The organism is Microcoleus sp. S36b_A4 (assembly GCF_036700645.1).
Classification (GTDB): Bacteria; Cyanobacteriota; Cyanobacteriia; order Cyanobacteriales; family Microcoleaceae; genus Microcoleus.
The window spans coordinates 1-13535 of the sequence record NZ_JAUBPI010000132.1 but is presented as its reverse complement, the minus strand read 5'-3'; the positions used below and the strand labels follow the sequence as shown (position 1 = coordinate 13535).

Annotated in this window: 10 protein-coding genes and 1 pseudogene; 3 read left to right on the top strand and 8 right to left on the bottom strand. The window is 45.2% G+C overall.

Translation table 11 applies throughout. The features are described from left to right. Nucleotides 1-65: 65 nt before the first annotated feature. From QUA03_RS26545 to QUA03_RS26510, 8 genes and pseudogenes are all read right to left on the bottom strand, one after another. Nucleotides 66-320, bottom strand: a complete 255-nt coding sequence (locus QUA03_RS26545) for a TraX family protein (protein WP_333216388.1) — start codon at nt 318-320, stop codon at nt 66-68. Between the two features lie 607 nt (nt 321-927). Next, nucleotides 928-2238 carry a hypothetical protein gene (locus QUA03_RS26540; protein ID WP_333216386.1) on the bottom strand — a complete coding sequence of 437 codons (1311 nt, stop codon included), beginning with the start codon at nt 2236-2238 and terminating at the stop codon, nt 928-930. 86 nt (nt 2239-2324) lie between these two features. Beyond that, nucleotides 2325-3413: an SPFH domain-containing protein gene (locus tag QUA03_RS26535; RefSeq protein WP_333216384.1), complete on the bottom strand. Its 1089-nt coding sequence runs from the start codon at nt 3411-3413 to the stop codon at nt 2325-2327. Nucleotides 3414-3535: 122 nt separating this feature from the next. Continuing rightward, nucleotides 3536-4356, bottom strand: a pseudogene (locus QUA03_RS26530) (Uma2 family endonuclease); the annotation flags it as partial. A gap of 123 nt (nt 4357-4479) precedes the next feature. Beyond that, nucleotides 4480-5013, bottom strand: a complete 534-nt coding sequence (locus tag QUA03_RS26525; RefSeq protein WP_333216382.1) for a DUF6745 domain-containing protein — start codon at nt 5011-5013, stop codon at nt 4480-4482. A gap of 32 nt (nt 5014-5045) precedes the next feature. Next, nucleotides 5046-5396 carry a hypothetical protein gene (locus QUA03_RS26520; RefSeq protein WP_333216380.1) on the bottom strand — a complete coding sequence of 117 codons (351 nt, stop codon included), beginning with the start codon at nt 5394-5396 and terminating at the stop codon, nt 5046-5048. 262 nt (nt 5397-5658) lie between these two features. After that, nucleotides 5659-6909, bottom strand: a complete 1251-nt coding sequence (locus tag QUA03_RS26515) for an FAD-dependent oxidoreductase (RefSeq protein WP_333216378.1) — start codon at nt 6907-6909, stop codon at nt 5659-5661. A gap of 93 nt (nt 6910-7002) precedes the next feature. Then, nucleotides 7003-7161 (bottom strand): hypothetical protein, encoded by a 159-nt coding sequence (locus QUA03_RS26510; protein ID WP_333216376.1) that lies wholly within the window; start codon nt 7159-7161, stop codon nt 7003-7005. Between the two features lie 55 nt (nt 7162-7216). Between QUA03_RS26510 and dnaK the strand changes: the two genes are divergently transcribed. The 3 genes from dnaK to QUA03_RS26495 all read left to right on the top strand — a co-directional run bounded on the left by dnaK (nt 7217) and on the right by QUA03_RS26495 (nt 13425). After that, nucleotides 7217-9325 (top strand): molecular chaperone DnaK, encoded by a 2109-nt coding sequence (gene dnaK, locus QUA03_RS26505; RefSeq protein ID WP_333216374.1) that lies wholly within the window; start codon nt 7217-7219, stop codon nt 9323-9325. A 127-nt stretch (nt 9326-9452) separates the two neighbouring features. Continuing rightward, entirely contained in the window at nt 9453-10586 is a 1134-nt protein-coding gene (locus QUA03_RS26500) for a J domain-containing protein (RefSeq protein ID WP_333216372.1), read from the top strand. Between the two features lie 403 nt (nt 10587-10989). Beyond that, on the top strand, nt 10990-13425 hold the full coding sequence (locus QUA03_RS26495) for a dynamin-like GTPase family protein (protein ID WP_333216370.1): 2436 nt from the start codon (nt 10990-10992) through the stop codon (nt 13423-13425). The last annotated feature ends 110 nt before the right edge of the window (nt 13426-13535 follow it).

Genomic DNA, 13535 nt, shown 5'->3' with positions numbered 1-13535 from the left:
GCCGCTTTTATCAACAAGGTATGCGGGCTGCAACCCTTATACAGTCTATCTCGTAGACCTCTTTGTCACCCCCCCAGGTTTAACTGTAAATTGCCAAAAAGTAACATATGAGGTATTTGAGAAAGTACCCCAAATAATATCAATCGAGTAATTAGAGGATTTTTGTCCCCCGGTCGTTTCCAATTTTGAGCAAACACCCAACTAAACAACGGGAAACTGAGGCGGCCGATGATACGCATGGGTTCTGCTTCAAGCATAAATCCGATGTGGTCTATTAGCATTAGAGCTGCGGCGAACCATTTAATTTGATTTTGATTCATACAATTGATTCTCCAATTCTGTTGTTATTTTTTTATTTAGTAATTAAATATTTGTTTGATTTTTGACACAAAGTATTTACAAGTTTCGCTGTCTCAGTATGTTTAATATCCTATAAAGAAAGTGCCGTTTTTCAACGTGTTCTTAAATGTTGATAGGTCGTATTCTATATATCTTTTCTGAAAATAGTATTTTTTATTAAAACTCTCAGTACAATTAAATCGACTATACTCATAATCTATCCTTAAAGCCACACCTAAATTAAAGAGAATAAGCTCTCTTTAATTTAGGTGTTGTAAAAAAATTACCTGAAAACCCTCTCGTGTACTCCTTAAGGTAGATTTACCTTAAATTTATTGATTCGGAGCAAATAAGAATTGAGTTAATTTTACTGACAAGCGAATTTCTTGATGGTACACGCCACGTGATTTATCCGTGAAATCAATCCAAAATCCAAAATCGAAAATCCTCAAGCCCCCGCATTTATCCGTGGGGTCGCCTCTAAAATCTAAAATCTAAAATCTAAAATCTAAAATCGATTGACCTCGATCGTGACTACTACACCTACGATGCCTCCGCAGCCTCCGGTGACTGCTCCATCCAGAATTACTAGAGTGTAGAGGGAACAGGCGCTGGCGGTAATTTTTGGCTGGGTACAGGTGCGGTAGAGGGAATAGGCGCTGGCGGTAAACTTTGGCTAGGTACAGGCGCGGTAGAGGGAATAGGAACTGGCGGTAAACTTTGGCTAGGTACAGGTAGGGAAGTTGGTTGGGGTTGCGGTTGAGGCACACCGGGAACACGGATATATTTCCAATTACCAGTAAACAATAGGTACATAACACCCGCAAGCACGACGCCGCTAACAACAGCAGCAGTAATTTTCCAAACACTGTAGGGACGTTCGCCTTGAACTTCAGCGGTGCGTGCATTAACCATTACTTGATATCGCTGGTTTTGATAACGATAGGCACACAACCACACAGGTAGCAAAATATGCTTAAAAGTGATAGCATTGTAATCAGTGGAAATGCTGTGAACCCGCTGCTCGTCGCCACCAATATTCCTACAAACATCGAAATGAATAGTAGAGGCCATGACATTTTTAGCAGATTCAAATCCTTGAGTGAGAGAAACTTGCGATCGCTGTGCTTCAAACCCAGCTAAATAAGATGAATTGTAAGGGCGCAGCAACTCCTTGAGATGCCAAGGTTCTAACGCATCCAGACGCGGGCGATCGATCGAACTTGTAGCCGGAATCAGAATATCGTCAAAAAAGCGATCGACTCTGCCAGAAGCAGGCCACCACCTGGTATGCTGCACTTGGCGAGTTTTAGTTTCAGTTTCGCCCTGCGAGTTTGTTTCCGTATAAGTTTCAGTCACGTAGTAGTGTTCTCCGCGAGAACCCTGATAGTAACTAACCGTATAAGTGTCGTAAGTCCAAAACGGCAAATAAACCCCTTGAATTTTCTCCTGTTGCGCTAGGGATTTCAAAGCGGAGGGAGCAAACCAGCGATTGCTGAGCCATTTCTGAATGCTTTCTCTGGCCTGTTTATCAGTAACTTCAAAAGGTACAATTCCCTCTGGTTGCACGGTAGGGCTAGCCTTTGCAGGTTGCGTCACAATTGGAGAAGCACAAAATGGGCATTTACCCGCTACTTTCGGCGGTTCAAAAGTAACACTTGCTCCGCAATCATTGCATTTTACTTCAAGGGCTGTTGTTGATAAAGTTGTCAGCGTTGTTTCGTCGAATTGTAGATATTGTTCGTAAGAGTTCTCCTTTACCTCTTCAGCAGTTTGGGGAATTGCATCCTCCCAGCCACAGTAAGCACACTTGAGCTTTCCTGCTTGAGGGTTGAACTCTAAATAAGCCCCGCAGCTAGGACAGGGAAAACGTTTAACAGCAGGTTCAGAAGTATTCATAATAGTTTATTGGTGATGTAATTGGTAATTGGTAATCGGGAAAGCAGATTAATTACCAATTACCAATTAACTAAATATGCAAAATTTTAGGCGGCGGCTGGCGGGGGAGGCGGCGGTACTGTCGCCAACAAAGATGCTAATTCCGGCACTTGCGATGCTAACTTCCAGCCGTCAAAACCCGCACGCCACACCATTACCTGATGTGTTAAACCATTTTGCAAAAGTTGCTCCAATCCAAAAGGGCCTACTTGTTGACCGTTTTGGGCAATATACCACTGAGTTTGTGTTGGCGGGGGAGGTGGCGGCGGAGTTTGCGATCCTGGTGACTGCATCATATTTGTCATTTGTTGACCTAGTGCCATTCCCATGCCAAATTCTAATGCTTGATTGCCGCCGCTGGGGTTATTTGCTGATGCTTCTATGGCGTTAGCAGCTTGATATTGGGTATATTGCTGCATATTTCCCAGAAGTCCGATCGAGGCTCGTTTGTCGAGTGCTTCTTCAACTTCAGGCGGCATCGAGATATTTTCAATTAATATCTGAGTTAATTCTAACCCAAACTGCTGGATACTTGGCTCTATGGCAACTCGTACCTGTTCGCCCATCTGCGTGTAGTTGGCTGCAAAGTCCAGCAGGGGAACGCGGGAATTGCCAACCCAATTAGCAAAGGCACTGACTATTGTATTGCGTAGTTGTTCGCTGATTTCATCTACTTGAAATAGTCCGTCAGTGCTGATTAGTTGTTTTAAGAGTTGTTCTGGATGGGAAACTTTAATGTTGTATGTGCCAAAAGCCCGCATTCGCACTGGGCCGAGTTCTGGATCGCGGATAATTACAGGGTTAGAGGTTCCCCATCTCAGGTTGGTAAATATTTTGGTGTTAAAAAAGTAGACTTCTGCTTTAAAGGGAGAGTTGAAACCGTAGGGCCAACCTTTTAAGGTACTCAGAATGGGTAAGTTACGGGTGTACAGTTCGTGCATTCCCGGAGCGAATACATCGGCAACTTGACCTTCGCTGACAAAGACTGCTATTTGTCCGGGTCGTACAGTTAGTTTAGCACCTTGTTTAATTTCGTTTTGGTGACGCTCAAATCGATAGGCAATGGTGTCGCTGGTATTGTCCAACCATTCGATGATATCGACAAATTCGCCGCGAATCTTGTCAAAGAGTCCCATAGATTTATTTTGGGTTGTTGTTTGATTTTAGCTTCAATAGGAGCGATCGATGTTCCCGATCGCCATTGTAAAGTTTTTAGATGCGATCACTGGGGATGGGCGCGATCGCCCTTGCAGACAATTCACAATTCCGGTTCAATGCCAGCCGATCGCAACTGAGCGCGCAATTGCTCTAATTGGTCTTCGGCGCGATCGGCTCTTTGCCGCTCTTGTTCTGCTCTTTCAGATCCAGATAACAACAGATTCCCTTGACTATCCCACCAGCGCAACCAAGGTAATTCCACATTTTGATACATACCTTGCCAAATTCCCAATTCCACTCCTAATAGTGCGATCGGATAATGACCGCGCTCATTTGCAGCAACTAATTGATACCTATTTTCGATCAAATGATAGACTTCAACGCTAGCCTTGGTTACTTCATAAATACCGTAAAATGCCGGATGGATGACATTTTCATAAATCCAGAATTTACCCGGCTTAGTTTCCTGTTAACCGATCGCAAAAAAGGCGTTCTGTCCCGTTCTTCTGCACCATTGCCCGATACAAAGTCTAACACAATTAACGGCGATACAAATTCTTGCCACATCACATAATAACGGCGCGATTGACCATCAATAGTTGGCGGAACATTAGGGGTACATAAAACCAGTCTGGCGCTTCTGCACCGCCTTGTAGCGTGTCAGTCAATCGCCAATAAATACCACTATAGCAAAACCATTTGATTTGTAAACAATCGATTCAATCATCACAAGCGTTTCAGGTTGTTCTACATTCACAACTCAAATAGACTTGCTATATCTTGACCGATACAATAGTTACCGTCAGCGTGAATTTTCTGCAAAACGGGAGTAATTGAATCTGTTAGCAGGATGCTTTGGGGATGTTCTTGAAAATTTTTCACAAAACTACCGTCGGATTCTGGTAGCTGAGTGTGGTCGGGTCAGCCTGTGGGATTGTTTTCTACATCTAGGGTGAATTTCATAGTTTTATTTAGACTGTAGGAGTTTTTGGTAGGGAGAGCAATGAAGGTTTTAACTGAAATTATAACTATTGATGCCAGATATCAGTTATCACCAATTGTTTGAATTAGGAATTTCTTTAATTCGGTATTTTCTTCCTTTAAAAGCAGTTCCGATCGCCATTCGTTCGGATGGATTTTGCCGTATTTTTCGGGTAAGGTGACGCCGTGATAAGCATAGAGGCTGTATCCGTCAGCAAATTGAATGGCGGGCCCTCCTTCGGCGTGGAGGCGGTGTTCACTGTCGAAGGATAGAATGCGGGGACGATCGCACACAATACAAGTATTTTCAAAAGGATAAATCCACCCACAGTTGGCAACTAGCAACTGAAATGCTCTCCATTTAACTGGATCGCGATCGCCGTTTAATACTGAAATATAGAAATCACTTAACGCGCCGCGAGATATCGATGCGAAAAAAAATTTATTGATGTCATTATGTTGGTGTCTGGCAAACCTATCGAATTTACGCCATCTTTCGTGCCATGTATAAATTTGGGTGATTTGCCCGCGAAAATTGATACAACTTTCTAAACTGCCAAATGCTGACCACAGCAGCAGGTTGAAATAGTCTACCAATTGGTATCTTAGAAATCTAGATGCCTCTGTATTCACCAGAGAAAAAAAAACTCCTCTTTTCTGGTCACTATTTGAGTCAGAATTTTGTATGTCAGATCATGGCCTAAAACTGCGGTTATTTCTTGTTTGATATTTCTCCCAGATGGAGATTTTTGGCAGGTTTCAAAAATTGGGATAAAGATGCGATCGAAAGCTGCACGGGGGCTATCACAGATTATTATCTGCGGCTCTTTATAGCCGAGGGCTGCATAGGCAAATCTTACGGATTTTTTTGCTGCTGCTTCGCGCTCGATCGGCTCAGTAGAGAGTGCAATTTTTCGCCAGTGTTCTCGATAAACTGGAATCAGGGCTTGTTGTTGCGGGGTTAGTTGTTCGATCATCATTTTCCTCTAAGTCTGCAAACAATATTTCTCAAGAAGTAATTCTGTCTGCACCAACGCGCGATCGTACTTTAATACTTTGCATAACTCTGACCTCGTTAAGTTTGTACTGAAATTCAATCTTGTCAGGAATTACTCATCTATGCCAAACAAACCGGGTTTTTTACCGAATTTATGGGCGAGTCCGAAAGATTTTCGTCAAAAAACCCAGTTTGTGACCACCCGTGCGTCATTCTACCTTTATATTTAGGATTGGTGTATCTGATTAATTTCGCACACGCACCCGAGTTAATCCAAAACCAATTAATCGCGCGGGAATATTTCGCAAAATTGGTAACTGCAACAAAAGTGGCGGTGTAAACGGTCGATTTGTATCTAATGCCCCCTTAATAATTCGCTCCTGTACAAAGGATTGAAATGCTTGAATTACCCGCGTGGGCAACTCCCGCTGTCGCTGCACCTCTGCCAAATCCCACAGATGCAAGTGATTATTTTGCAGGGGGGTGCTGAGTACATTAGCCGCAACGACAGCATCTTGAATAGCATAGTTAATTCCCACACCGCCTACGGGCGACATGACGTGAGCGGCATCCCCAATTAAGAGTAAACCGGGATGATACCAGCGGGGAAGGCGACTCGATTCAACCGACAGAAAAGAAATTTGCGACCAATCTTTCAGTTGCTCGACCCTATCTGCAAATTCTGGTGCTAATTCAGCAACAGCTTTTTGCAAAGCTTCTATTCCTGATTCGCGCAATTTCTGATAGCTGCCTTTCAGAATAATGTAACCGAGTTGCCAATAATCCAAGCGGTCAATCATGGCTAATAAATGACCTCCAACAGCTCGACCTCCCACGCCGAAATCTTGGACATCATGGGGACTGCGCGGCAAACGAAACCAAAGAACATCCATCGGCGGGGAAGTTTTAATCGGTTCAAAACCTGCTAATTGGCGAAGGCGGGAAAAGCGACCATCTGCACCGACGGTGAGGGTCGATCGCACTTCATGCCATCCCCCGCGTCCCCGGTATCGAATTCCGCACACAACCCCATTTTCTACGATCATTTCTTGGACATTAGCTCCCATTACTAGCTGGAAACTGGGGTAGCGCTGCGCTTGGGCAGTGATGAATTCGAGAAACTTGACTTGGGGAAGGATAGTGATGTAAGGATACTTGGTTTTGAGACTGGACAAATCTACGATTGTGGCGGTATTTCCAGCAGCTTGGATAGTGAGTTTACGCATTTTTGTATGGGGCAATCCCAGCAATTTTTCTGCTAAACCCAATTGCTCCATAATTTCCATTACTGACGGATGCAGCGTATCGCCACGAAATTCTCGGTCAAAATCTTTGTGTACTTCTAGCAGCATGACGGGAATGTTTTGCCGCGCTAAAAGTAATGCTAAAACAGCACCTGCAGGCCCACCTCCCACAATGCAGCAGCTTGTTTGCTGCACGTCAACTATCGAGTGTTCTTGAGAGGATTCTGAATTTTGAACAGAGTTGACAGCCATATTTTTATGTTCCTGTTTGCTCAACAATCCTGCTAGCTGTTTTTAGTTTAGCAAAACGCATTAGTTAATCTATTATAAATTTTTTTTTTGCTGTCAAAAGATGGACATACACTGCTTTCCCAAGGTGACACTCCTACTCCTAAAGGCGATCGCCAATCCATCAGCGGATCGATCGCACCCCAGGCTCAGCCGCAGGTGAGGCAATCCCTCCGCAGCCCCCGCTTCTCGACGCGGTACAATAAATGCAATCATACTTAACGCTTATATTGAAAAGGCTACACACAACGCCACAGGAGACAACTGACGCATGGGTAAAGTAGTTGGCATTGACCTCGGAACAACAAACTCAGTAGTAGCCGTCATGGAAGGCGGCAAACCGGTTGTGATTGCCAATGCAGAAGGGATGCGGACAACTCCCTCGGTAGTCGCTTTCACAAAGGAAGGAGAACGCCTGGTGGGACAGATGGCCAGACGCCAGACTGTTCTCAACCCGCAAAACACCTTTTACGGTGTCAAGCGGTACATCGGACGCAAATATACCGAACTGACTCCAGAATCAAAGCGCGTCCCTTACACAACTCGCCGCGACGAAAACGGGAACATCAAAATCAAGTGTCCCCGCCTGAAAAAAGATTTTGCCCCAGAGGAAATTTCGGCGATGGTTTTGCGGAAACTAGCCGATGAAGCCAGTCGCTATCTGGGACAAGAGGTGACGGGGGCTGTAATTACTGTTCCCGCTTATTTCAACGACTCGCAGCGACAGGCGACGCGGGATGCTGGACGAATTGCCGGACTTGATGTCAAGCGGATTTTAAATGAGCCGACAGCGGCTTCTTTGGCTTACGGTTTGGAGAGGCGAGAAAGTCAAACTATTTTAGTGTTTGATTTGGGCGGCGGTACTTTTGATGTGTCGATTTTAGACGTGGGAGACGGAGTATTTGAAGTCAAAGCAACTAGCGGCGATACTCAATTGGGTGGCAATGATTTTGACTCTAAAATTGTTGACTGGTTGGCAGAACAATTCTTAGAAAAAGAAGGAATTGATTTGCGACGCAACCGGCAAGCTTTGCAGCGCTTGATCGAAGCGGCAGAAAAAGCCAAGATTGAGCTGTCTGGCGTCGGTGTCACGGAGATTAATTTGCCGTTTATCGATGCGAATGAAGACGGGCCTTTGCATCTGGAAACGCGGCTGACTCGCGGTCAATTTGAGGGACTGTGCACAGATTTGGTGCAGCGGTTGCGGCGGCCAGTAAAACAAGCTTTGGCTGATGCAAGTTTGAGTCCTTCTCGCATTGATGAAGTTGTGCTAGTCGGCGGTTCGACTCGCATTCCTTTGGTGCAGGAAGTTGTTCGCAGTTTGATCGATCGAGAGCCGAATCAAAATGTGAATCCCGATGAAGTTGTGGCGGTGGGTGCGGCAATTCAAGCGGGGATTTTGGGTGGGGATGTCCGCGATGTGCTGCTGTTGGACGTGACGCCGCTGTCACTGGGTTTGGAAACGATCGGCGGGGTGATGAAAAAACTGATTCCTCGGAATACTACTATTCCCGTCAGGCGATCGGACATTTTTTCGACTGCTGAAAACAACCAAACTGTGGTAGAAATTCACGTAATCCAAGGCGAACGGGAATTAGGCCGAGATAATAAGTCTTTGGGACGGTTTAAACTAACTGGAATTCCGCCGGCACCGCGAGGGATTCCGCAGGTGCAAGTAGCTTTTGATATTGATGCTAACGGGATGCTGTTGGTGACTGCTTTGGACAAAACTACCGGCAGGGAACAAAGCATTACTGTGCAAGGTGCTTCGACGCTGAGTCAGCAGGAAGTGAATCAAATGATTCGCGATGCGGAACAGTTTGCTCAAGCTGATAAGTTGCAGCGGGAAAAGGTGGAAAAACGCAATCGCGCTGAAGCTTTAGCTTATCAAGCGGAGCGGCAGTTGCGGGAAGTTGCGCTCGATCGCGGAATGCAGTTTGCTCAAAGAAGCCGCCAGCGAATTGAAACTTTAATTCGGGAATTGCGAGACAGTTTGGAACGCAATGATGAACGGGGAGTTGACCAGATTGGTTCGGATTTGCAAGATGCTCTTTACGATTTGAGCCGAGAAGTTTCAGCTTTTGCTGATGATGACGATGATGACGATTTCTTTGAGTCTGTGAAGCGGACTTTTACGGGCGACGGTACGAAGCGGCGCAGCGATGACAGCAGCTATTATACCAATGCTAAGCCTTACAGGCGATCGACTGTCGATCCAATTCCCGATCGCCCATACGATCGACCCTATGATCGCACCGGTGATCGTATGGGCGATCGTATGAACGATCGTATGAACGATCGTAGAAGCAGTGCTAATCGCCCCACTCGCCCTTATCAAAATCAAAGCGACGATTGGGATGATGACGACGATTGGCTGTAATTAGTGGTTAGTCATTAGTCCCTAGTCATTAGTCCCTAGTTTGAAGCAGGGAAGCAGGATGACTAATGACTAATGACTAATAATAATTAATGACTAATGACTAATAACTAATGACTAATGACTAACTATGCAGAATTTTCGCAATTACTATCTAATTTTGGGAGTGCCCAAAGATGCCACGGCTGATGAGATAAAAAAAGCCTATCGACGGCTAGCAAGACAGTTGCACCCTGACGTAAATCCAGGTGATAAATCTGCTGAAGATAGGTTTAAGGATATTAATGAAGCTTATGATATTCTTTCCGATATCGAGAAGCGCGCTCAATACGATCAGTTTAGTAAATTTTGGAAACAAAAGGGATTTCAAGGAAAGCAAGGGGTGCGACTTCCCAATTTCAAAACTTGGGGAAACACTAAAACTACCCGGAAAAAACCGGCCGAAGATGTCGATTTTAGTGATTACTCGGATTTTAATAAATTTCTCGATCAAGTGCTCGGAAGACGCCGGGAAGTGAGGATGGCGACAGCGAATGATGCACCGGGAGTAGCCTCCTCTGAACCGTGGAGTACGGCTTCTAAGAAAACGAGTTATGTTGCTAATTCTCGCCCACCTAGAAGGGATTTCGACGATCGCGAAATGCGGCGGGAAACAGTCGATCGCGAAATGCGGCGGGAAACAGTCGATCGCGAAATGCGACGGGATATAGTCGATCGCGAAATGCGACGGGAAACAGTCGATCGCGAAACGAGAAGAGACATTGAGGCCAGGCTAACTCTGCCTTTGGAAAGGGCTTATTCGGGTGGTACCGAGCGAATTCGTCTGGAAGACGGGAGAGCGATCGAGGTAAATCTGCCTTCTGCTATGGTATCAGGTCAGCGGATTCGCTTGCGAAATCAAGGTATGGGCGGCGGAGATTTATATTTGAAAATCACAGTTTCTCCGCATCCATTTTTTCGCTTGGAAATGTCAGATATTTGCTGCGAATTGCCACTGACTCCCAGCGAAGCGGTGTTGGGGGGAGATATTGAAGTACCGACGCTGGACGGCCTGGTAAAGATGAAATTGCCACCGGGAGTAACCTCTGGAAAGCGGTTGCGGCTGGCTAACAAGGGCTATCCGACCGGAAATGGCGATCGGGGCGATCAATTAGTAGAAATTCAGGTGTTAATTCCCAAAGAAATTAGTGAAGAGGAACGGGAATTATACGAAAAGTTGCGGCAGGTTGAGTCTTTTAAACCGCGTCAGGATTTATCGGTTTAATGTAGAGTACGCAATGCGCCAGTTTAATTTTGTAGGGGCGCAATAATGCGCGCCTTACTACTAATCTTGTACGAAAAATTAGGAGATGCTTGGCTAAATTTTACGGACATATCAGATTTAGCCACTTGGCTGTAAATAGATGATATCAAATCCGTGGGTATAGCAATTATTCATCTCTCTTCTCTTCCTCTGCGCCCTCTGCGGCCTCTGCGGTTTAATAATTCCCAAACAACCGTAAACGATAGGATTTGTCGCCAGAATAGCCGTTAGCGCAGCCCTCGAAGAGGATCGCACTTTCAGCAATCCTGGATCGCATAAGTAAAATTACTGTTGTGATTATTCCTGAACTAGCAGAGAATTAACAATAAGGTAATTTTCCCACAATCAGGAGCAGTCTGCCGCGATGACTCAAATGCCCCCTCAATGCAACAATCTGCAAGAGCAAGTTGACTCCTTACTGCAACTGCTGCGTCAGGAATCCTCTTTGCGACAACAAGATATCACGGCGGTACAAGCTTCTCTGAAAAAGGCAATTTCTCCTGAGTTTGAAATTGTGTTTGCTGGCGCTTTCAGTGCGGGAAAATCCATGCTAATTAATGCTTTGCTGGAGCGAGAATTGCTCTACAGTGCAGAAGGACACGCGACAGGTACGGAATGTTATATCGCCTTTGCTGAACCCGAAAAAGAGCGAGTTGTTCTCACTTTTTTGAGCGAGTTTGAGATTAGCCAGCAAGCTGCTGTGCTTTGCCATCAGTTAGGTTTAGCTACTGAAATTAATATTAATCAAACAGATGTAGTGTCGCTGTTGTCTCAGGGATGCAACATAATTATTGAAACGGAAGGCGGCGAAAATAAATCGGAATTAGCCAAAAAAGCTAAGGCTTTGATGCTGCTGTTAGAAGGTTTTGAGGCAAATCGCGATCGCATCCAAACTCTCGAAAACGCTACCTACTCGATGGAACAGTTTAACTTTTCCAATCTGAAGGAAGCTGCTAGTTATGCCCGTCGCGGTAGTAACAGTGCTGTACTCAAGCGAGTTGAATATTACTGTTATCATCCGCTGCTGCAAGATGGCAATATTATTATCGATACGCCGGGAATTGATGCGCCGGTGCAGCGGGATGCAGAATTGACTTATGATAAGATTGAAAGCCCGGATACTTCGGCGGTTGTGTGCGTTTTGAAAGCAGCTTCGTCTGGGGAAATGACGACGGAAGAAACCGAGTTGATGGAAAAAACACGGGGAAATCCGGGAATTCGCGATCGACTTTTTTACATTTTCAACCGCATTGACGAAACTTGGTACAACACGCAACTGCGACAGCGCTTAGAAAATCTGATTAATTCCGACTTTCGCGATACTGCGAGAGTTTACAAAACTAGCGGATTGTTGGGATTTTACGGGAGTTTGATTCGAGGGACAACAGGGCGCGATCGCTTTGGTTTAAATACAATCTTTGCCACCAGTCAACGGCGAGTTTCTGTAGATGATAAATTAGATTCAGAATTTATCGGTATTAGTGAAGAAACTCCGCAATTTGTTAGTGAATTTAACCGATACTGTGCGAATTCCGGCAAGCTATCTCCGAGCAAATTTCGCATTTCAGTTAACAGCTACGAAACACCCAATGAAAACTACGTGCGGATTCTTGCAGAGCAAGGTCAACCATTAATTGCTCAATTAATTCAAGATAGCGGTATCGAAGATTTTCGCACAGCCATCACCCGTTACCTCACCGAAGAAAAACGGCCGCAACTGTTCAAAAATTTAGCTGACGACTTAGAAGACTTGTGCATTCAACTGCGGAAACATTACCAAACAATTCAGCGGAATTTGGACAGCCAGCCCCGCGAAATTGAGGCAATGAAAGCACAGGAACTTTTGCGACTAAATCAAGAATTGCAGCAAGTCGGACAGGATTTTCGGGAACATATCGCCGAAGAAGTCAATGAAATGATTATGAACAGATGCGATATTTTCGATATAGACTTTCGGCAATTGCAATCTCGGATGATCCGGCGCTTGGATGAATTGTTAGACGGATTTTCTGTTGAGGCGGCTTACGGACGCACTCTGCGGAATCATCCCCGCAATGCGACAGCACCTTTAATTGCTGTTTTAGTTGAAGCGCTTTATTATTTAGCGAATCAGTTGGAAGATATTTTAGTAGAGGCTACTAAGTCACTGGTTGATAATTATTTCCAGTATTTGAAAGATAGCGTTCGCAAGTCTGAATACTATCGATTACTTTATCGGTTGTTGGGGAACGACGGGGGAATTGAACAGCAGTTAGAGGAGTTATCAAAGCGGGTTTCGGATGCTTTGGTAAATGCGGCGGGCGTTGAGTGCGATCGCTACGTGCGAGAAAGTCCCCGTTTTTACGACGAAGGCACGTTTTCGATTTATCAATTCCGGGAAACATTGCAGCAAACTTCTCAAGGTTTCGACTGCGAAAATATGGTTGACGCCCAACCGGCAATTCGGCAATTATTGCGGCTGGATTTTGAGCCGAAAGTATCTAGAACTATTCGGCAAACTTTCCGCCAAACTGTCAACCAAACCCTGAAAGAGCATTTGTTGCCGCTGGCCCAAAAGCAAGCTGATGATATTTTGCAGAAATACAGTCAAGCCCGCGATTATTTGGAGCAAACTTTGGCACAGGAGGCGGAGGAAAAGATTGCTGGGAATCTGCGGCGGCAAGCTGAGAATGAGCAAAAGATTCAAGAGTACGATCGGGCGGTTTCTGGGATTAATAGTTGTTTGCAAGCGATGAAGTTGCACGAGCATTTGTTGCCTGTAATTGGGCAAAATGATAGCGTTTCGGGGGATGGTGAATGATTGCAATTTTGGCGATCGGAATTACGGCGATTGGAAAGAGACTGTTGGCGAATGTCTGAGGGGTTTCACCCCTCAGACATCGCCGTCCTGAATAGGCAGAATGATTGTGT

Excerpts from the sequence above, each read along its gene's own strand:
- QUA03_RS26545 (WP_333216388.1), bottom strand. The coding sequence starts at position 320 with ATGAATCAAAATCAAATTAAATGGTTCGCCGCAGCTCTAATGCTAATA.
- QUA03_RS26540 (WP_333216386.1), bottom strand. The coding sequence starts at position 2,238 with ATGAATACTTCTGAACCTGCTGTTAAACGTTTTCCCTGTCCTAGCTGC.
- QUA03_RS26535 (WP_333216384.1), bottom strand. The coding sequence starts at position 3,413 with ATGGGACTCTTTGACAAGATTCGCGGCGAATTTGTCGATATCATCGAA.
- QUA03_RS26520 (WP_333216380.1), bottom strand. The coding sequence starts at position 5,396 with ATGATGATCGAACAACTAACCCCGCAACAACAAGCCCTGATTCCAGTT.
- QUA03_RS26515 (WP_333216378.1), bottom strand. The coding sequence starts at position 6,909 with ATGGCTGTCAACTCTGTTCAAAATTCAGAATCCTCTCAAGAACACTCG.
- QUA03_RS26510 (WP_333216376.1), bottom strand. The coding sequence starts at position 7,161 with ATGATTGCATTTATTGTACCGCGTCGAGAAGCGGGGGCTGCGGAGGGA.
- dnaK (WP_333216374.1), top strand. The coding sequence starts at position 7,217 with ATGGGTAAAGTAGTTGGCATTGACCTCGGAACAACAAACTCAGTAGTA.
- QUA03_RS26500 (WP_333216372.1), top strand. The coding sequence starts at position 9,453 with ATGCAGAATTTTCGCAATTACTATCTAATTTTGGGAGTGCCCAAAGAT.
- QUA03_RS26495 (WP_333216370.1), top strand. The coding sequence starts at position 10,990 with ATGACTCAAATGCCCCCTCAATGCAACAATCTGCAAGAGCAAGTTGAC.